We start from the raw sequence: 20,295 nt of genomic DNA on the forward strand, positions 1-20,295 counted from the left end.
ACCTCCTCGTGAAGGAGTTCCTGGAATGCAACCCGCACCCGCACCGCGTCGCGGCACCTGGTGGAGACGGTTAACCGCCGGCACCGGCCTGCTGGCGCTGCTCGCCACCGCACTGGTCGGGGCCGCCACCGCCCCGGCCGCCGCCGCACCCGCCGCGTGGACGCCGAAGCCGGCGCCCATGACGACGCCCTGGACGAACCAGGTGTCCGTCGACAACCCGCTCCCCGAATACCCCCGCCCCCAGCTGACCCGGCCCGACTGGGCCAATCTCAACGGCATCTGGGACTTCGCGGTGACCGGTCGCGACGCCGGTCAGCCCGCGTCGTTCTCCGAGCAGATCAGGGTGCCGTTCGTCGCGGAGTCCTCGCTCTCGGGCATCAAGCGGAAGATCACCCAGAACGACAAGCTCTGGTACAAGCGCACCTTCACCGTGCCGGCGGACTGGAACGGCCGCCGGACCGTGCTCAACTTCGGCGCCTCCGACTGGCAGAGCACGGTCTGGGTCAACGGCACCCAGGTCGGCGCCCACAAGGGCGGCTTCGACTCGTTCTCGTACGACATCACGCCCCAGCTCAACGGCGGCACGAACACCGTCGTGGTCTCCGTGTACGACCCGACGCAGACCGGCGGCCAGGCCGTCGGCAAGCAGCGGATCAACGACGTGAACCCGCACGAGGGCGGCGGCATCTTCTACACCGGGGCCTCCGGGATCTGGCAGACGGTCTGGCTGGAGCCGGTCGCGGCCTCGCACGTGACGCGCCTGGACATGACGCCGAACCTCGGCAACAGCACCCTGCGGGTGAAGGTGCAGGCCGCGGCCGGCGGCGGCCGGAGCGCACGGGTCACCGTCTCCTCCGGCGGCACCGTCGTGGGTACGGCGACGGGCGCGCCCGGTGCGGACATCTCCGTGCCCGTGCCCAGCCCCCGGCTGTGGAGCCCGGACGACCCGTTCCTCTACGACGTACGCGCCGAACTGCTCGACGGGACCACCGTGGTGGACTCGGTCGGCAGCTACGCGGGCATGCGGTCCATCGGTATCGCGAAGGTCGACAACATCCTGCGCCCGGTCCTCAACGGGAAGTTCGTCTTCCAGACCGGCACCCTCGACCAGGGTTACTGGCCGGACGGCATCTACACGGCGCCCACCGACGCCGCCCTGAGGTCCGATCTCCAGGCGCACAAGGACCTCGGCTTCAACATGGTCCGCAAGCACATCAAGGTCGAACCGCAGCGCTGGTTTTACTGGGCGGACAAGCTGGGCCTCCTCGTCTGGCAGGACATGCCCGCCATGGACACCGGGAAGACCCCCGACTCCGCGGCGCGCACCCAGTGGGAGGCGGAGTACCACGCGGTCATCGACCAGCACCGCAGCTCGCCTTCGGTGGTGATGTGGGTCAACCAGAACGAGGGCTGGGGCCAGTACGACCAGGCCAGGATCGCCGACGAGGTGAAGGCGTACGACCCGTCCCGGCTGGTCAACAACATGAGCGGGGTCAACTGCTGCGGTTCCGTGGACGGCGGCAACGGCGACGTGATCGACAACCACATCTACGTCGGCCCCGGCAACACCGCGCCGACCGCGACGAGGGCCGCGGTGCTCGGCGAGTTCGGCGGCCTCGGCTACAAGGTGCCGGGCCACGAGTGGTTCCCCGGCGGCGGGTTCAGTTACGAGGACCAGGCGAGCCTCTCCGCCCTGAACAACCGCTTCGTGGGCCTCATCGACTCGATCCGCGTGGGCCAGCTGCCCGCCGGGCTCTCCGCCTCGGTCTACACGGAGATCACCGACGTCGAGAACGAGGCGAACGGGCTGCTCACCTACGACCGCCAGGTCGTCAAGGTGGACACCGCCCGGGTGAAGGCCGCCAACCAGGCCCTGATCCAGGCGTCGAGGACTCCCCCGCCGCCGGTCACCCTGCCCACCGGGAACAGGTCGCTCCGGGTCACCACCCCGGGGCACACGAACAAGTACCTGCGCCACTCCCAGGAGCTCGCCTACACGGCGGTCGTCGACAGCGGCAGCACGGCGCTGCTGAAGAACGACGCCACCTGGAAGGTCGTCACCGGCCTGGCGAACGGCAACTGCTACTCGTTCGAGTCCCGCAACTACCCCGGCGAGTACCTGCGCCACCGGGACTTCCGGGTACGCCGCGACGCGAACGACGGCTCGGCCCTCTTCAAGGCCGACGCCACCTGGTGCGCCGTGGCGGGACAGGGCGGCGTACGGCTGTCGAGCGCCAACCTGCCCGGCAGCTATCTGCGCCACATCGACTCGGAGGTGTGGCTGGCCACCCCGGGCGGCGGTCACGCCTGGGACAAGGCGGCGACCTTCACCGAGGACACGACCTGGGCGGTGGACAGCCCCTGGGCACCCTGAGGTGAGCGCCCCGGGCCCGGTGACCGACTGCCGGGCCCGGAGGCGTCACGCGTCGCCCATGACCAGCCCCTCGATGGTGTGCTTCTGCACGATGGGGGTCAGCTCCTCGACCACCGGACAGTGCAGATGGGCCCGCACCCGGCCGGGCAGCGACGACCAGTACGCGCGGGTCACCGCCATGTCGTGCCGGTCGTCGTTGCCCGCGCCGGGGGCGTCGACCCCCAGCACCAGGACGGGACGGGCGTCGGACGACCGGTTCGCCGTCCCCCGGTGGATCGTCAGGGCGGACCGGGCCGAGATGTCCCCGCGCTGCGGGTACTTGCGCTCGGCGAGGGCGTCGTAGCGCGGGTAGCTGTCGCGGGGCGGGAACATCCCGTGGCCGAAGGCGGGATCGTCGTCCCACTGGGTGCCCGGCGCGATCTCGAACGGACCCATGTCCTCGCGTGTGTCCACGGCGGTGAGGTTGAAGGCGAGGGACGTCAGCCGGCGCTCGTCGCGGGTGGCGTCCGGCATGGGGAAGTCCCGGTGCCAGGGCTGGTTCACCGCCCCCGCGAGCGGGACGTCGAAGCCCAGCTCGACGATGCGGTAGTCGGGGCCGAGGACCGCCTCGCACACGCCCCGGACCCAGGGGTGGTCGACGAGTTCGACGAAGCCCCGCAGCTGCTCGGGGTGTATCTCGACGTAGTACCGGTGGGGTCCGCGGCCGACCGCGCCGCCCTCCCGGCCGCGCGCCTCGGTGAAGGCGGTGTCGATGTCCTCACGCATCCGGTCGGCCCACTGCGGGGTGAAGGCGCCCCGGTGGGCGGTGATCCCGGCCGTGTACAGGTCGTGGACGGCCGCGTCGAGGCGCGGGGCGGGGGCGGTTTCGGGCATGGCGGTGGGTCCCTTCAGCGGCGGGAGACGGGGACGCCAGACGGGCGCGCGGCGGTGTTGCACGCGTGCCGTCCTGCGCGACGCGTCCTATGTTGCAACGTTGCAATCATCGTGGCAAGAGGCAGTACGCACCGGGGTCCGACGGGCCTGTTAACGGTGCACAGCACAGAGGGCGCGGTCCGTCGGCCGCCCTCGGACCAGAGGGACGGGAGCGCACCGGCTGTGGCAGCGAGACTCAAGGACGTCGCCGCGCTCGCGGGGGTGTCCGTCAGGACCGTCTCCAACGTCGTGAGCAACACGGCGGCCGTCGCCCCGGCGACGCGCGCCCGGGTCATGGCGGCCGTCGAGGAGCTGGGCTACCGCCCCAACCTCGCCGCGCGGAACCTGCGTCAGGGGCGCACGGGCCTCATCGGGGTCGTCGTGCCCGAGATCCACTCCCCGTACTTCGGCGCGCTGACGGGGCTGCTCATCGACGCGGCCCAGGAGCGTGGCTGGACGGTGCTCCTGGAGCGGACCGGCGGGCGCCCGGATCTGGAGCGGCGCCTGCTGGACGGCTCGGAGGGCCATCAGGTCGACGGGATGATCATCAGCCCGTGGTCGACGTCCCCGTCGGAGCTGGCCTCGCTGGCGGGGGGCCTGCCCCTCGTCGTACGCGGTGAGCTGGAGCCGGACGGATCCATCGACCATGTCGCCCTGGACAACGTGGGGGCGGCGCGCGACGCCGTGGGCCACCTGGTCGCACGGGGCCGCCGGCGGATCGCGGCGATCGGCCTGCAGTCGGGGCTGGGCCACGGTACGGCCGAACTGCGCGCCGAGGGCTTCCGGCAGGGGCTGCGGGAGGCCGGCCTGGCCCCGGTGGCCGAGGTGGAGGTCGCCGACCTGCACCGGGCGGAGGGGGCGCGGGCCCTGCGCGAGCTGCTGCGGCTGCCCGGGCCTCCCGACGCGGTGTTCTGCTTCAGCGACGAACTCGCGCTCGGCGCCCTGCGCGTGGCCGCCGAGCAGGGGGTGCGCGTGCCGGACGACCTGGCGCTGATGGGGTTCGACGACATCGAGGACGGCCGGTTCGCCGCCCCGTCCCTCACCACGATCGCCCCGGACCGTGAGCAGATCGCCGAGCGCGCGGTGCAGTGCCTGACCGAGCGGGTCTTCGGCCGCCTGGAGGCGCTGCCCGGCCGCCGCATCGTGGTCCCGCACCGTGTGCGGGGACGCGAGAGCACCGGGGCGGCTCCCGCCCCGGTGTGAGGGCCGTACGGGCGCTCGCCGTCGGTCCTCGTGGCGGGCGCGCGGAGCTCCCGGCGGTGCGGCGGTGTGCGCGCACCGCCGGGAGCGGTCCAGCGGCCGGGGACTACGGCTGTTCGCCGTCGTGGAGCGCGGTCACCTCCTGGTCGGTGAGCGCCTTGTCGTACACCTTCACCTGGTCGACGGAGCCGTTCCAGAAGTCGGTGTTGCCGCCCGACCACTTGGCGCGGCCCACGGCGAGCGAGCCCGTGCTGACGTCGGCGGTCCCGGCCTCCGCGGTGGAGGCGAGCTTGCCGTCGACGTACAGCTTGATCTCGTCGCCGCTGCGTACGCCGACGAGGTGGTAGAAGCGGCCGAGCTCGGGCTTGATCTCCAGCCGGGCCCGGTGGGCGCCCGGGGTGGAGAAGGCGAACGCGCCCTGTCCGTACTGGAGGTAGAACGGGTTCTCCTGGCGCCGGCCGTCCTGGCTGACGACGGTGGCGTAGTTGCCCGGAAGGGCGTCCAGCGAGGCCCAGGCGGACACGGTGTAGTCACCCGTGGTGTCGACGACCGGCCCGTCCGTCTCGGCGAACTGGCCCGCACCGTCGAACTTCAGCGCGGAGCCCTGCACCCCGGGCGTCCAGGACGTCCCCGCGGAGAGGGTGAGGTCCTTGTGGTTCGGGCCGCTGTCGGCCGCCTTGGTGCCCTTGTTCTCGTCGAGGGACCAGGCGCCGCCGCCCTTGATCTCGTCCCGCTCACCGGCGGCCGCGCCGGCCGCGATGACCTCACGGTTGATCTTCCGCACCTTGGCGGCGTCGACCTTGATCTCCCGGCGGTCGTACGTCCAGAGCCCGTTGAGCTCGTTCTCCAGGTCGGTCACCTGGGTGTAGATGGAGCCGGAGAGCTCGGCACGGGCCGCGTCCAGGTAGAACGTGCGGGTGTTGTCGACGTACTTGGCGGTCAGCGCGTCCTTGTCCGCGACACCGCTGTAGATCGCGGTGGGGGCACCGGGCCACATGCGGCCGGGGATGCGCAGGGTGAAGCCGCCGTGCTCACCGTCCATCGCGGCCCGGTTCTCGTCCGGGTACGCCGGGTCGGTGTTGTTGTAGTCGTGGTGGTCGATGATGTCGCCCTTGCCCGAGTCACCCTTGGAGTTGCAGCAGTTGACACCGCTGTGGGCGTTGACGACGCGCGAGGGGTCGGCGGCCTGGACCTTCTCGGTGATCTTTCCGGTCTCGGTGCGGTCCCACTCGCCCCAGCCCTCGTTGAAGACGATCCAGGCGCCGATGGACGGGTAGTTGTGGAGCTGCTCCATCATCTCGGCACCCTGGTCGAGGAAGGCCTTCTGGCCCTTCTCGCCGGTCAGGTTGCCGGAGACGAAGTCCTGCCACACCAGGAGACCCAGCTGGTCGGCGTGGTAGTACCAGCGCGCCGGCTCGACCTTGATGTGCTTGCGGACGGAGTTGAAGCCGAGGTCCTTCTGCGCCTTCAGGTCGAAGACCAGGGCGGCGTCGCTGGGCGCGGTGTTCAGACCGTCCGGGTAGAAGCCCTGGTCGAGCTGGGCGAGGGAGAAGAACGGCTTCCCGTTGAGCACCAGCTTCTGGTAGCCGCCGACCTCGGCGACACCGAAGGAGCGCATGCCGAAGTAGCTGTCGACGGTGTCCTTGGAGCGGCCGTCCTTGAGGGTGACCTCCAGGTCGTACAGGTACGGGTCGTCCGGGGTCCACAGGTGCTGCTTGGCGACCGGCAGGCTCAGCTCGCTGTTGGCGGGGCCGGAGACGGTGCCGACGACCTTGCCCTTCTTGTCCCGGGCGACCGCGGTGACCTTGGCCGACTTCGAGGCGCCCGCGGAGTTGGCCTTCACCGCGAGACGGCCCTTGTCGATGTCGGGCGTCGTCGTCAGGGAGTCGACGGCGGCCGGGGCGACGGGCTCCATCCAGACGGTCTGCCAGATGCCGGAGGAGGCGGTGTAGAAGATGCCGCTGGGGTTGGCGGACTGCTTGCCGGTGGGCTGGTCGGCGCCGGTGGTGTCGGTGACCGCGACCACGATCTCCTGGGTGCCGCTGCCCTTGAGCGCGTCGGTGATGTCGGCGCTGAAGGCGGTGTAGCCGCCGGTGTGCTCGGCGACCTGCTTGCCGTTGACCCAGACCCGCGCCTGGTAGTCGACGGCGCCGAAGTTGAGCTTCAGGCGGTCGTCGCTGCTCCGCTTGCCGACCGACCAGCTCTTGGGCACGGTGATCAGCTTGCGGTAGAACATGTGGTCTTCGTGGCGCTCCAGCCCGGAGAGCTGCGACTCGACGGGGTAGGGCACGGTGATGCGCTCGTCGAGCTTCTTGCCGAAGACCGGCTTCTCACCGGCGGTGGCTCCCGCGAACTCCCACTGGCCGTTGAGGTTCTTCCAGTCGTCGCGCACCTGCTGCGGGCGGGGGTACTCGGGCAGCGGGTTCTTCGGGTTGACCTTGTCCCCCCACGGCGTGGTCAGCCGGTGGGTGGAGAGGTTCTGCGCCCTGCGGCTGATCTCCGGGACGGCCTCGGCCCCGTTCTTCAGGCCGCCCTTGCCGTCGTAGACGAACTTGACCTGCTGGTTCTTCTGGACGGCCGCGCCCAGGGTGACGACGAGCGCCTTGCGGTTGTTCGACGCCTTGGCGACCGACTTCACCGGCATCGGCGTGGTGTCCGCCTCGATGGCGAGGTGGTCCTTCAGGTCCTTGTAGCCGCTGACCTCGTGGTCGAAGGTCGCCTGGACCTTCAGGCCGTTCTCCGCGACGCTCAGCCCGACCGGGTAGACCTCGAAGTCGGCGGGCGGGGTGAAGGCGGACTCGGGCACGATCTGCTTGGCGAGCTTCGCGCTCGACCAGCGCAGGAACATGTTCGCCCCGCCGGTGTCCTGGAACATCTCCAGCCGGAAGGTGTGCTGTTCACCGGCCTTCAGGGCGACCGGCGCGCTGGTCTGCTCCTTGTCCCAGTCCGGCTCCCAGTGGTCGATGACGGCCTTGTCGTCGATGAAGAGGCGGAAGCCGTTGTCACCGGTGGCGGCGAAGGTGTAGTCACCCGTCTCCGGGGCCTCGATCTGCCCCGTCCAGCGGGCGGTGGTGTGCTCGGTCTGCCCGGTCGCCGACTCGAAGGCACCGGTCAGCCCGGGGAAGTTGATGTCCGGGTCGAGCGCGGTCGCGCCGAGCTTCGCGAAGTCCCGGGCTCCCGGGGCGGACATGGCGAAGTACTCGCCCTTGAGCCCGTGCACCTCGGTGGAGGGGTCGTCCTTCACGAACGCCGAGGCGGTGGCGGTGTCCGCCGTGGGAGCGGCGGCCGCGGTGGCCGGGACCATGACGGCCCCGGCGGGGAGCAGCAGCGCCGCCGTACAGGCGAGGGATCTCAGAAGCGTGCGGGGGCGGGCTAGTTGTCGTATCAAGGCGTCGTCCTCGTCGAAGAAGCCGGAGTGCCCCGAACCGCGGAGCACTGCACATAGTCGAACATTGAGCCACAGCCTCAAACACCTGACAACGGTCGTGCACACAGATTTTTCAACGATAGAAAATTGAGACCCGTCCCGCGGGCCGCGCCGGACGGCCGGAACCCGGCGGACGGCGTCGCGCCGCCCACCGGGCTTGGAGCCAGGGCCGGTTGATGTGCTACCGAGGAAGACCCGCAGGTCCCGTGGCCCAGGACGTGTTCGGCCGGTCGGCGAGCCGGTAGGCCAGGGACCCGCCCCGGGTGACCAGCCGGGCGTCCGTCCACGACCGGTCCGTCGTCCGCCCGTCGACCCTCACCGCGTCGATGTACGGATGTGTCGCATCGGCCTCCGGGGCGCTGATGCGGATGTCCCCGCCCTGCGGCCGGTCGAGCACCGCGGAGGGGAACAGCGGCGCTCCGAGCAGCATGGAGGCACTGCCGGGCGTCTGCGGGTAGAGGCCGAGCGCGGAGAAGACGTACCAGGCCGACATCGTGCCCAGGTCGTCGTTCCCGGGCAGGCCGCGCGGGCCGGTCCCGTAGACCGTGTCCACGATCTCCCGTACGGTCTCCTGGGTCTTCCAGGGCTGGCCCAGCGCGTTGTAGAGCCACGGGGCGTGGATGCCCGGCTCGTTGGTCGGGTCGTAGCGCAGCGCGTCGCCGCCCTTGACCGACCAGGAACCGTCCGCCGCGTGGAAGAAGCCGTCCAGCCGCTGCGCGGCCACCTCCCGGCCGCCCATGGCCTCGGCCAGCCCCTGCACGTCCTGCGGGACCATCCAGGTGTACGTGGCGCTGGTTCCCTGCGCGAAGCCCAGGTCGCTGCCGGGGCTGAACGGGGTCACCCAGGAACCGTCGAGCTTGCGGGCCTGGATGTAGCCGGTGGTCCCGGCACCGTCGACGGCGGCCGGGTTGAAGACGTTGCGCCACCACAGGCCGCGCTCCTCGAAGGCCGCGGCCTCCTCGTCCCGTCCGAGCAGCCGGGCCCACCGGCCGAGTGCCGCGTCGGCGACGGCGTCCTCCAGGGTCTCGGCCGCTCCGCCCCAGCAGTGGCAGACGTCCTGGGCCGCGTAGTGGGACTCCAGGTACTGGGCGAGATTGGGCCGTTGTCCGGTGCACTGGCCGGGGCATCCCGCGTCGGACAGCCCGTCCGGGTGGGGCACGGTGGCCTGCCGGGCCAGGGACTCGAAGGCGCCCTCGTAGTCGAAGTTGCGTACACCCATGGCGTAGAAGGTGGCGAGGGTGGCGGCCGTGGGATCGCCCGTCATGACGTGTGTGGCGCCGTTGACGTGCACCCACCGGTCCCAGACCCCGCCGTTCTGCCGGGCGAAGTTGTACAGCGACTGGGCGAAGTCCCCCGCGATCCTCGGCTTGAGGAGGGCGAGGAGCTGGATCTGGGCGCGGTACTGGTCCCAGCCGGAGAAGTTGCTGTACTGCGCCTTCTGGCCGCGCTCCACGCGGTGCGGCTTCCCGTCCATGCCGGGGTAGCGGCCGTCGGTGTCGCTGATCAGGTTCGGCTGCATCAGCGCGTGGTAGAGCGCGGTGTAGAACGTGGTGCGCTGCGCCTCGCTGCCGCCGCCGACGCGCGCCGAGGACAGCTCGCGGTCCCAGGCGGCCGATCCCGCCCGGGCCACGTCGTCGACGCTCGCCCTCGGTGCGATCTCCTGGCGGAGGTTGGCCTCGGCTCCGGCCTGGCTGACGTAGGAGATCCCGATCCGCATACGGACGTCGTCGTCGGCCGTGGTGTCGAAGCCGACCCAGCCGCCGGAACCACGCCCGGCGCGGTCCGCCCCGGTGGCGTACCCCTCGCCGCCGCTGCCGCTGGTGGCACCCGGTGCGAGGGTGCCGTCACGCCAGGTGCCCGTGGTGGAGAAGGCGCGGTCGAAGGAGGCGCTGAAGTAGAGCCGGTAGTAGCTCTTGCGGTTGTTGGTGCCGCCGTTGGCACGCCGGCCGCAGAAGGCCCCGGTGAGCACCGAACCGGTCACCTTGCGGTGCGCGGTGTCGATCTCGATCTCGGCGTCCTCGCTGCCGTTGAGGGAGTTGGACACCCGGAAGAGCAGGTTGGCGGGCTTGTCCGCGGGGAAGCTGAAGTCGGCCACTCCCGCGCGTTCGCTCACGGCCAGGTCGGCGGTGGCGCCGGAGTCCAGTCCGACGGTGTAGCGGCCGGGCACCGCACGCTCGTCGTCGTGGGAGAAGCCCGACGCGTAGACGGCGTCCTTGGTGTCGGCGGACGGCGAGGACGTCACGTCGCCTACGAAGGGCATGATCGGCACGTCACCCGCGGCGCCGGGGTTGCACCCGGCCCCGTTGACATGGGTGAGGCTGAGCCCGCGCATCCGGGTCACCCCGTACTCGTAGCCGTTGGCCGCGCCGGTGCTCGTCTGGTCGCCCGTGGTGCTGGTCGGGGACCAGGCCATCATGCCGTACGGGCGGACGGCGCCGGGATAGGTGTTGCCGCCGTTCGCCGTGCCGATCATCGGGTCCACGTACGCGGTGGGGCGGGTGACGAGCGCGTCGGCCTGGGCGGCCGGCGGGGTGACGGCTCCGGCGAGCGCGCCGGTGAGGACGATCGCGGCGGCCCGTGCGGCGAGGCGCCGGGCCGGGGACGGTCTGGAGGGCATGTTCTCGGAAACCTCCGACTGAGGGGGACAACGTTGTCAACACCGTCCGGACTGCGGCGTCGGCCACGTTGATCGATTCGCGGCCGAGCGTAGGTCCCCGGGGCGTGCGAGGGAATGCCACGGACGGATCCGGCCGGTGAACGAGTGGTGAACGCGGCTCGGGAGACCTGTCCGACGGGACGTCAGGCCGGTGGTGGCGGGTGGCCCCGCCGCCCGGCCGGGCGCCGGGCCGAGGTGTGCTGCGGGGGAAGCGGTCCTGCCGGGCGGCGGGGACCTGCACAATGCGGTGTGTGACTGATGACGACCCGTACCTGTGGCTGGAAGACCTCGAGAGCGAGGCCGCTCTCGCCTGGGTGGCCGAGCGGAACGCCGAGACGAAGGCCGCGCTGGCCGACGGGGAGGGGTTCGCCTCCCTGAAGCAGAGCCTGCGGGAGGTGCTGGACGCCTCCGACCGGATTCCCTACACGACCCGGCGCGGCGCGCACCTGTACAACTTCTGGCGGGACGCCGGGCACGTGCGCGGCGTGTGGCGGCGTACGACGCTGGAGCAGTACCGCAAGGACACCCCCGAGTGGGAGGTCCTCCTGGACGTCGACGCGCTCGCCTCCGCGGAGGACGAGAAGTGGGTGTGGGCGGGCGCGCAGGTACGCCACCCCGACCACAACCGCGCTCTGGTGCACCTGTCCCGCGACGGCGGTGACGCCACGGTGGTGCGCGAGTTCGACCTCGCCACCCGGGCGTTCGTCCAGGACGGGTTCCAGGTGGAGGAGGCGAAGACCCGGATCGGGTGGATCGACGCCGACACCGTCTTCCTCGGCACGGACTTCGGGCCCGGCTCGATGACCGGCGCCGGCTATCCGCGCACGGTACGCCGGTGGCGGCGCGGCACCCCGCCGGCCGAGGCCGAGCTGGTCTTCGAGGCGGAGGCCGGCGATGTGTCGGCCTGGGGAGGACATGACAGCACCCCCGGCTTCGAACGGAGCTTCGTCGGCCGGTCGATGGACTTCTTCCGCGGCGAGACCTATCTCCTGGCCTCCGACGGCGCGCAGATCAAGGTCGACGTGCCCGACGACGCCTCCGCCTACGCCCACCGCCACCACCTGATCGTCACCCTGAGGTCCGCATGGCTGGGGCAGCCCGCGGGCTCCCTGCTGGCCTTCGGCTTCGACGCGTTCCTGGCGGGCGACCGCACCCCGGAGGTGTTGTTCACCCCCGACGAACGCACGGCGCTGGCCGGCCACGAGTGGACCCGCCACCATCTGATCCTGGAGACGATGCACGACGTCAGCACCCGGATCGAGGTCCTCACCCCGGACCCCGACGGCGGCCCATGGGCACGCAGGCGGCTCGCGGACGTCCCCGCGCTGTCCGACGGCAGTGTCGTGGACACGGACCCGGACGTCTCCGACGAGTACTTCCTGAACGTGTCCGGCTTCCTTCAGCCCTCCACCCTGTACCACGGGCACCTCGGCGGCTCGGACACCACCGACGTCCTCAAGCAGGCCCCGCCCCGCTTCTCCCCCGCCGGCCTGGCGGTGGAGCAGTTCTTCGCGACCTCCCGGGACGGCACCCAAGTCCCGTACTTCGTGATCGGCCCCGACCACTCCCGCACCGGTCCGGGCCCCACCCTGCTCCACGGCTACGGCGGCTTCGAGGTCTCGCTCACCCCCTCCTACGACGCGGTGGCCGGCCGTGCCTGGCTGGAGCGCGGCGGCACCTACGTCATCGCCAACATCCGGGGCGGCGGCGAGTACGGGCCGCAGTGGCACCAGGCCGCGCTCGGTGCGCAACGGCCGCGTGCGTACGAGGACTTCGCGGCCGTCGCCGCCGACCTCGTCACCCGGGGGGTCACCACCCCGGCCATGCTGGGCGCCGAGGGGGGCAGCAACGGCGGCCTGCTCATGGGTGCGATGCTCACCCGCGACCCGCAGCTGTTCGGCGCGGTCGTCGCCCATGTGCCGCTGCTGGACATGCTGCGTTTCCACAGGCTCCTCGCCGGCGCGTCCTGGCGGGCCGAGTACGGGGACCCGGACGACGCCGCCGACCTGCCGCACCTCCGGGAGCTCTCCCCGTACCACCGGCTCGCGGCCGACCGGCCCTATCCCCCGGTCCTGCTGACCACCTCCACCCGCGACGACCGCGTCCACCCCGGACACGCCCGCAAAGCGGCCGCACGGCTGCGCGAGCTCGGCCACCGGGTGCTGTTCCACGAGAACACCGGCGGCGGCCACGCGGGCGCCGGCGACAACGAGCAGTTCGCCCACAACGAGGCCCTGATGTACACCTTCCTGTGGCAGCACCTCTCCCCGTCGAACCCCTGGGACGAGGACGGGGAGGCATGAGATCCAGGAGGACGCGATGATTCGCTGGACGTACGCATTCCTCGACCGTCCCGCCGCGACCGCCGCCCGTGCGACGGCCTTCTGGGCGGCGGTCACGGGCACCCGCGCCTCCGAACCCTGGGGGGAGCACGGCGAGTTCACCTCCCTGCTCGCCGAGGGGGCCGACACCTGCCTGGTGACGCAGGCCGTCGGCGGGGCGGGCGGGGCGCACCCGGACTTCGCGGTGGAGGACCTGACCGCCACCACCGGGCGGGCGACCGCGCTGGGCGCAGTCGTCCAGGACCGCCGGCCGGAGCTGACGGTCCTGCGCTCGCCGGGCGGCCAGCCGTTCTGCCTGGTGCCCTGGCGCGGGCAGCGGTCCGTCCCGCCGGTGGTCACGGGCCCCGGCGGGGTACGCAGCCGGGCGGACCAGCTCAGCCTGGACGTGGCTCCGGACGCGTTCGACGCGGAGGTCGGCTTCTGGGCCGAGCTGACCGGCTGGGACGCGTTTCCCGGTGAGCATGCGGAGTTCCACATCCTGCGTCCGGCCCTCGGTCTGCCGGTCCATCTGATCGTCCAGCGTCTGGACGCACCGCGTCCCGCCTCGGCCCACCTGGATCTGGCCTGCCCGGACCTGGAGGCCGGCCGGAGGTGGCACGAGGCCCACGGCGCCGTGTTCATCGGCCGGGGCGCCGCCTGGCTGGTGATGCGGGATCCCTCGGGCGGCGTCTACTGCCTCACCCGGCGTGACCCGGAGACCGGCGAGTAGGGTCGCCGGCCTCCGGGTCACCGCGGTGTCGCGAGGTCCGCGCTAGGGCGTGGTGATGCTCGGCCGCGGCGCGGTGGGCGCCCCGCTGCCGATGGCGAAGCTGGGGTGCGGCGGCTGGTTGTACGCCGTGTTCTGCCAGGCCAGCGCGGTGCGGTACATGGTGTCGTGGAGCAGGGTGGTGATCCTGGTGCCGGTCTCGTACGGCGTGGAGTAGATCCGCAGTGCCGTGTTGTTGGCGGTCGGCCAGACGACTTCCTCGCGCCAGTCGCCGAAGAGGTCGCCGGAGAGCGCCGGGGTGGCCTTGGTGCCGTTGTTGGAGTGGACCGAGGCCCCGGTCAGCAGGCGGGTGTCACCCGAGGTGCCGTACTTGTCGATGTGGGTGTCGTCCAGGAGTTCACGGGTCGTGTCGCCGTCCCACCAGGCCAGGAAGTTGGTGCTCGACGGCTTGCGGCTGCTGACCACGTCCCCCTTCGGGCCCCGCACACCGGAGACGGCGGAGGACCAGGACTCGGCGCCGGGACTGCCGGACCAGATGTCGCCGGACACGCCGCGGCCGTTGTCGCCGCTCGCAGGCGTGGACCAGAGGATCTGGCCGGTCCTCGCGTCGGCCATCCAGGAGGACGGCTTCGAGCTGTCCTCGTCGACCTTGAACTCCTCCAGTCCCGCCCGGGAGGGGTCGAGGTCGCCGACGTGCATGGCGTCGCCGTGGCCGTTCTTCGTCGTCCAGAGCGCGCTGCCGTTGTCGTCCACGGCCATCGCGCCGTAGATGATCTCGTCCTTGCCGTCCCCGTCGGCGTCGGCGACGGACAGCTGGTGGTTGCCCTGGCCGTCGTACCCCTTGCCGGAGTTGGTCGAGCTGTTCGTGTCGAAGGTCCAGCGGCGGGTGAAGGCGCCGCCGCGCCAGTCCCAGGCGGCGATGACGCTGCGCGTGTAGTAGCCGCGCGCCATGATCAGGGAGGGCCTGGCGCCGTCGAGATAGGCCGTCCCCGCGAGGAAGCGGTCGACCCGGTTGCCGTACGAGTCACCCCACGAGGACACCGTGCCCCGTGCGGGGACGTAGTCGACGGTGCCCATCGCCGCACCGGTCCGTCCGTTGAACATCGTCAGGAACTCGGGTCCTGACAGGATGTATCCGGAGGAGTTGCGGTGGTCGGCGGAGGAGCTGCCGATCACCTTCCCGGCACCGTCGACGCTGCCGTCGGCGGTCTTCATGGCGACCTCGGCCTGGCCGTCGCCGTCGTAGTCGTACACCTGGAACTGGGTGTAGTGGGCGCCGGAGCGGATGTTGCGCCCGAGGTCGATCCGCCAGAGGCGGGTGCCGTCGAGCCGGATCCCGTCGACGATCGTGTTGCCCGTGTAGCCGGACTGGGAGTTGTCCTTGGCGTTGGTGGGCTGCCACTTGAGTACGAAGTCGAGGGCGCCGTCCCCGTCCAGGTCACCGACCGACGCGTCGTTGGCCTCGTAGGTGTAGGCGACGCCGTCTGGTGTCGTCCCGCCGGCGGGCGGACTGATGGGGACGTCCTTGTATCCGGCGCGGAACTGGATCGCGTGCACGGAGTCGCCCTGCTCCACGCCGCCGACGACCGCCCGCACCGTGTAGTCGGCGGTGGCGGGCGCGCCGGAGTGGAAGTAGTTCGTCGAGGCGGTCACCGGCGAGGCGTTGACCTTGGTGCCCGCCCGGTAGACGTTGAAGGCGACGTTGTCGGGGTCGGTGCCCAGCCAGCGCCAGCTGACGAGGTTCCCGCTGTCGGTGTGGACGCTCACGACGCCGCGGTCGAGCGCCTCGGCCTGCCGGGCGGTGGCGGCCTCCGAGACCGGGCCGAGTGCGACGAGACCGCCGGCGGCGAGCAGCCCGGCCGCCAGGGCGCCCATCAGGGCGCGGGTACGGGTGATACGGCGTCTGCGGCGGGGGCGGGAAGAGGGGTGGGGAAGGAGAGGCTCCACGGGAAGCACCTTCGGGCAGGGGACGGCTTACGCCCCCTCAGTTGCTCCCGGACGCCGAAAGGTTGCCGTCGGACTCCATCGGTCCGGGCTTCACGGTCCGGACTTCACCGGTCCGGACTCCACCGGTGTCGCGGCGGGCCGACCTCGCCCCACGCCGGCCTTCTGCCCCACGCCGGCCTTCTGCGCCGCGGCGTGCAGCGAGCGCAGGGCCAGCAGCAGGAAGCCGATGTCGTCGAGGTAGACGGGGTCCGGCAGGAGGTCGACGGGCGACACGGTGTAGATCACCGACGCCCAGAAGAGCGCCTTGTCGCGCAGGGGGATGCCCGCGTCGACGAGGAGCTTCCTGGCCCGGATCACGCGTACGAGCAGGACGGCCGCGGCACCTGCCATGAGCAGGAGCACGAGCGCGCCGATGAGGAGCCAGACCGAGGTGTCCATGGCTCATCGTCTCCTGGCGGGGCGGCCGCAGCGCGCAGGCATCACCCGTGGCTCCTGGCCTGCTGCCGGGCGCGACGGCGCTTGAGGGCACGGCGCTCGTTCTCGTCCATGCCTCCCCAGACACCCGCGTCCTGCCCGTTCTCCAGGGCCCATTCCAGGCACTGCTCCCGCACGGGGCAGATCCCGCAGACGGCCTTGGCCTCCTCGGCCTGGACGAGGGCGGGGCCGCTGCTGCCGATGGGGAAGAACAGGTCGGGGTCCTCTTCGCGGCACGCCGCGTGCATGCGCCAGTTGTCCATCTCTCTCACTCCTTCTCGCCGGGAACGGTCCGTAGGTCTCTGCCGGGTTGCGCCTGATGTCCGTGTACCGCACTGTGCGCGTGACCGTCATCCGGCGTTCGAAACCACAACAGGCGGCTGCCTTCACGGTTTTCCGGCGCCCCGCCCGTCCTCGGGCAGCGGCGAACCCGGATGCGGGGCGGCCGCGCACGCGCCGTCCAGGCGGATGCGGTAGTCCATGACGACGGCCGGTTCGTCGATGATGTCGACCCGGGCCCCCGCGGTCTCCAGGACGGCCCGGTCGCCGATCTCCGGGGCCGGTACGCGCAGCAGGTGCAGCGGCGGGACGCCGGTCATGGGATGCGGCGGGAAGTCCAGCGGCACCACCTGCACCGTGAGGTGCTGCCGGTGCACGGCCTCCTCCAGTGCCGCCCGCTGTCCGGCCATGACGGCGGGGCCGCCGACGTCCGTGTGGAGTGCGGCGGCCGGGAGCAGGGCCCAGAGGGCCGCCCCGCGCGCCTCCAGCCGGCGCTGCCGTTCCTCCAGCAGTTCGAGGTGCCGGTCACGCAGGCGCGGTGGGTCGGCGGTCAGGATCCGGCGCAGGGCCTCCTCGTAGGCGGGGGTGCGCAGCAGCTCGGGGACCAGGGCGGGGTGCCAGGTCCGTACGAGCGCGGCGGAGGACTCGATGCCGATGACCTCCTGCTGCCAGGGTTCCATCGCGTCCCGCCAGGCGTGCCACCAGCCCGGCAGGTTCGCGGCGGCGATTCCCGCCATGATCGGCCCGGCCACCTCGGCGGACACCTCGTAGCGCTCCAGGAGGACACGGACCTGGTACGGGTCGAGCCCGGTCTCGGCGCGTTCGATGCGCCGGACGGTGGCGGGGTGGGCACCCAGTGCCACGGCCGCCGCCTGGAGGCTCACGCCCGCGCGCTCCCGCAGCATCCGCAGGCGCGCCGCCAGGACACGGTGCTCGACGGTGGGGCCGGACCGGGGCCTCATCCATGTCCTTTCCTCGCGGGCTCCGATGTGATGCGGATCGGAGCGGTCTCACAGCCGAATCGGAGCCATCCTGACATTCTGCCCCTTGCAAAGTACGCACTTTGCACGGAGAGTACGTACATGTCGGAAATAGTCACGTGCGCGCGCTCGGCCCCTGAGGAATCGGGCAAGCGCAGCGCACAGAGCTGGTGGATTCCCCGCCTGCCCCGGGCCGTGCCCGTGGCACGGCACCGCGTGCAGAAAGCCATGCGGGGGTGGGGAGAACCCGACGAGCGCGTCGAGGCGGCGGCCCTGGTCATGACCGAGCTGGTCACGAACGCGGTGGAGCACACCGCGGGCCGGCGGATCCGGTGCCGGCTGCTGCGGACCAGCGGCCGGGTGCGTATCTGCGTCTGGAACCGCGGCCGCCGGCACATCCCGGCGCTGCCCGGTCCACGGACCCCGCAGTCGTCGGACGGCCCCGTGGAGGGCCTGCACGGGGCGGAGGGCCCCGGCCCGGTGACCTGCGGTGAGCCGGACGGCGCGGACGACGGCTTCAGCCTGGCGTCGGTGGCTGAGGACGGCCGCGGACTGATGCTCGTGGACGCGCTGGCGACCCGGTGGGGCACCCGGACCAGCGTGTCCGGCCGGCTGGTCTGGGCCGATATCTGAGCCACGGGAGCCGGCCGGTCCGGCAGCCGCTCCGGGTGTGCTCGGGTGGCGCCCCTGTCGTGCTCGCGGCGTACCTGCGTTCGCCGTACGGCCGGAGGCCGCCCCTGTGATCAGCCCTCGGCCAGCGCGGCCTTCCACGCGGGGCTGTCGACGTAGTGGTTGTCGAAGCGCTCCGAGGACTCCTTGATCTCCGCGAAGTCGGCTTCGCCGCGCATCACCCGGCCCAGGAGGCGCAGGTAGTCGAAGCGCGCCATCCCCGGAGTGAAGGTGAACAGCACGTCCGCCGTGCACCCCGGGGCGGCGGCGAAGGCATGCGGAGTGCGCGGCGGGACGAGCAGGAAGTCACCGGCGTTCAGCACGGTGATCGCCTCCCCCAGGAGAACGCGCAGAGATCCGTCGATGACGTAGAACATCTCCGCGGCTCGGGTGTGGAAGTGCGCCGGCGCTCCCACCGCTCCCTCGGCGAAGGTCGAGCGGTAGCTGGTCAGCAGCCCGCCTGTCGCCTCGGAGTCCGCCAGCAGGGTCATCGCACTGCTGGGGTCACTCGTCGTCTCCGCCTCGGCGGCCCGGGTCACCACCGGCTCAAAGTCCGTACCGACACTGCTCATCGCGTGCGCTCCCCCTGGTAGCGGGCGTCTTCGTCGCCCGTGTGCACACCATTCTGAGCGACGGGTTGACCGGACGCGTGGGGCAATCCACGCACGGATCCCTGGGCCAATTCCCGTGCCGGCCCGGCGTCGGCCCGAGACCCGGCCGGCCGCCCGGTGGACCGGCGGCTGATTTCCCCCACCTGGCACGCGGCAAACGCCCGCCAGCGTGGCATATACCACTCCGCGGGCCGGGTTGCCCGGGGGAACGATCAGGGCAGCCATGAAGCGCCCAAGATCGGCTCGAAAGGGAGCATGCCCTCGTGACGCTCGTAGCGCCTCCCCCCATACCCAGAGCAGCAGGTTCCGTGCCGCTGCTGGGTCACGCGATACAGCTCATACGCGACAACCTCGGCTTCATCGCCTCACTGCGTACCCACTACGGCCCGCTGGTCGAGATCACTCTTCAGCCAGGTACCCGCACTCTGATCGTCCAGGACCCCGGCCTCATCCGCACCATGCTGACCGACCTCGGCCCCAGCCTCGACAAGGGCCGCTTCTTCGAGAAGATGGGCCAGCTGCTGGGTGACTCCGTCGTCACTGCGGCGGGCCAGAAACACGTCAGGAAACGACGCCAGCTCCAACCGGCGTTCGGCCGCCCGAAGATCGCCCACTACGTCGACATCATGCGCGCCGAGACCGACAGCGCCGTGGACACCTGGGTCCCCGGCCGGCAGCTCGACGTGCACAGAGCCATGATCCGGCTGTCCCTCGACATGCTCGCCAAGACCATCTTCGCCGACAGCCTGGACGACGCGACCTTCCGCCGGCTCCGTGACGACCTCTCCGTGGTCATGAACGGCGTCGGCGCACGCGTCATGCTGCCCGACTGGGTGGAACGGCTCCCTCTCCCCCACAACCGCCGGTTCAACGCGGCCCGGGACGCCGTCCGGGCCACCATCGAGAAGGCCGTGACCGAGCTCCAGGAGACAGGCCGGGACACCGGCGACATGCTCTCCCTGCTGCTGCGCGCCACGGACGAGGAGACCGGCCGGCCGCTCACGGGCCACCAGATCAGCTCGGAGATCCTCACCCTCGCGGTCGCAGGCACCGAGACCACCGCATCGGTACTGTCCTGGACGCTCTACGAACTGGCCCGCAACCCGGACGTCGAACGAGCGGTGCTGGCCGAGCTCGACACCGTTCTCGGCAGTCGCCCCATCGCGTTCGCGGACCTTCCGCACCTGCCCTACCTCGACCGGGTCATCAGGGAAGCCCTGCGCCTGCACCACACCGGCTGGCTCGTCACCCGCCGAACCGTCACCCGGACCCAGCTGGGCCCCTGGTCGATCCCCGCGGGCACGGAACTCGCCTACTGCCAGCACGCCCTGCACCGGGATCCCGCGTTCTTCCCCGACCCCCTCACCTTCGACCCGGACCGGTGGCTGGACGACGCACAGACCGAAGCGTTCACCCCTGGTGCCTTCCTCCCCTTCGGAGCGGGCAAGCACAAGTGCATCGGGGACCGGTTCGCCCTCACCGAGCTGGTCACCGCCATCTCGACCATCATCAGGCGCGTACGGTTCACACCCCCGCCCCACCACCAGGAGGTGCGGCCCGTGGCCCAGGCGACCGTGCGGCCCAGCACCCTGCTGATGACCGCGCACCGGCGGTTCGAGCCCGCGGGGCAGCAGGAGCCGTGACGTCGGCGAGCGGGCGGTACCCGGTCCACCGGTAGGGGCGGTCACCGGTCGGTGGCGGGCGCGGCGGACAGCAGG

The 20,295-nt window shown here is 71.5% G+C and carries 14 protein-coding genes; 6 read left to right on the forward strand and 8 right to left on the reverse strand.

Annotated elements, in window-relative coordinates; translation table 11 throughout:
* Window positions 1-25 precede the first annotated feature (25 nt).
* Entirely contained in the window at window positions 26-2,374 is a 2,349-nt protein-coding gene (locus JKV81_RS07290; protein WP_202075202.1) for an AbfB domain-containing protein, read from the forward strand.
* A 45-nt stretch (window positions 2,375-2,419) separates the two neighbouring features.
* Here JKV81_RS07290 and JKV81_RS07295 read toward each other — a convergent pair whose 3' ends face one another.
* Window positions 2,420-3,247, reverse strand: a complete 828-nt coding sequence (locus JKV81_RS07295) for a phytanoyl-CoA dioxygenase family protein (RefSeq protein WP_129260641.1) — start codon at window positions 3,245-3,247, stop codon at window positions 2,420-2,422.
* A 222-nt stretch (window positions 3,248-3,469) separates the two neighbouring features.
* Between JKV81_RS07295 and JKV81_RS07300 the strand changes: the two genes are divergently transcribed.
* Entirely contained in the window at window positions 3,470-4,489 is a 1,020-nt protein-coding gene (locus tag JKV81_RS07300) for a LacI family DNA-binding transcriptional regulator (protein ID WP_202075203.1), read from the forward strand.
* Between the two features lie 103 nt (window positions 4,490-4,592).
* On the opposite strand, the gene JKV81_RS07305 is transcribed toward JKV81_RS07300, so the two are convergent.
* Together JKV81_RS07305 and JKV81_RS07310 are read right to left on the reverse strand one after the other, a co-directional pair.
* Complete coding sequence (locus JKV81_RS07305) at window positions 4,593-7,922, reverse strand: LamG-like jellyroll fold domain-containing protein (protein ID WP_129260643.1); 3,330 nt, start codon at window positions 7,920-7,922, stop codon at window positions 4,593-4,595.
* A gap of 172 nt (window positions 7,923-8,094) precedes the next feature.
* The gene (locus tag JKV81_RS07310) at window positions 8,095-10,530 is read right to left on the reverse strand and encodes a GH92 family glycosyl hydrolase (protein WP_202075204.1); all 2,436 of its coding nucleotides are present in this window, start codon (window positions 10,528-10,530) and stop codon (window positions 8,095-8,097) included.
* 281 nt (window positions 10,531-10,811) lie between these two features.
* Here JKV81_RS07310 and JKV81_RS07315 point away from each other — a divergent pair, with 281 nt between their 5' ends.
* Window positions 10,812-12,872 carry a prolyl oligopeptidase family serine peptidase gene (locus JKV81_RS07315; RefSeq protein WP_202075205.1) on the forward strand — a complete coding sequence of 687 codons (2,061 nt, stop codon included), beginning with the start codon at window positions 10,812-10,814 and terminating at the stop codon, window positions 12,870-12,872.
* A 16-nt stretch (window positions 12,873-12,888) separates the two neighbouring features.
* Window positions 12,889-13,620 (forward strand): VOC family protein, encoded by a 732-nt coding sequence (locus JKV81_RS07320; protein ID WP_202075206.1) that lies wholly within the window; start codon window positions 12,889-12,891, stop codon window positions 13,618-13,620.
* Between the two features lie 42 nt (window positions 13,621-13,662).
* Here JKV81_RS07320 and JKV81_RS07325 read toward each other — a convergent pair whose 3' ends face one another.
* The 4 genes from JKV81_RS07325 to JKV81_RS07340 all read right to left on the reverse strand — a co-directional run bounded on the left by JKV81_RS07325 (window position 13,663) and on the right by JKV81_RS07340 (window position 17,279).
* On the reverse strand, window positions 13,663-15,564 hold the full coding sequence (locus tag JKV81_RS07325) for a rhamnogalacturonan lyase (protein WP_202075207.1): 1,902 nt from the start codon (window positions 15,562-15,564) through the stop codon (window positions 13,663-13,665).
* A gap of 90 nt (window positions 15,565-15,654) precedes the next feature.
* Entirely contained in the window at window positions 15,655-16,002 is a 348-nt protein-coding gene (locus tag JKV81_RS07330) for a YkvA family protein (protein WP_129260648.1), read from the reverse strand.
* 41 nt (window positions 16,003-16,043) lie between these two features.
* The gene (locus JKV81_RS07335) at window positions 16,044-16,301 is read right to left on the reverse strand and encodes a WhiB family transcriptional regulator (RefSeq protein ID WP_099171605.1); all 258 of its coding nucleotides are present in this window, start codon (window positions 16,299-16,301) and stop codon (window positions 16,044-16,046) included.
* Window positions 16,302-16,424: 123 nt separating this feature from the next.
* The gene (locus tag JKV81_RS07340) at window positions 16,425-17,279 is read right to left on the reverse strand and encodes a Scr1 family TA system antitoxin-like transcriptional regulator (RefSeq protein ID WP_202075208.1); all 855 of its coding nucleotides are present in this window, start codon (window positions 17,277-17,279) and stop codon (window positions 16,425-16,427) included.
* Window positions 17,280-17,480: 201 nt separating this feature from the next.
* Between JKV81_RS07340 and JKV81_RS07345 the strand changes: the two genes are divergently transcribed.
* Entirely contained in the window at window positions 17,481-17,930 is a 450-nt protein-coding gene (locus JKV81_RS07345) for an ATP-binding protein (protein WP_268980670.1), read from the forward strand.
* Between the two features lie 110 nt (window positions 17,931-18,040).
* On the opposite strand, the gene JKV81_RS07350 is transcribed toward JKV81_RS07345, so the two are convergent.
* A complete protein-coding gene (locus JKV81_RS07350) occupies window positions 18,041-18,538 on the reverse strand; it encodes a cupin domain-containing protein (RefSeq protein WP_129260651.1) in 498 nt (165 codons plus the stop codon).
* 347 nt (window positions 18,539-18,885) lie between these two features.
* On the opposite strand from JKV81_RS07350, the gene JKV81_RS07355 reads away from it, so the two are divergent.
* Entirely contained in the window at window positions 18,886-20,220 is a 1,335-nt protein-coding gene (locus tag JKV81_RS07355; protein ID WP_241748391.1) for a cytochrome P450, read from the forward strand.
* The last annotated feature ends 75 nt before the right edge of the window (window positions 20,221-20,295 follow it).

Source organism: Streptomyces silvae (assembly GCF_016745505.1).
Lineage (GTDB): Bacteria > Actinomycetota > Actinomycetes > Streptomycetales > Streptomycetaceae > Streptomyces > Streptomyces silvae.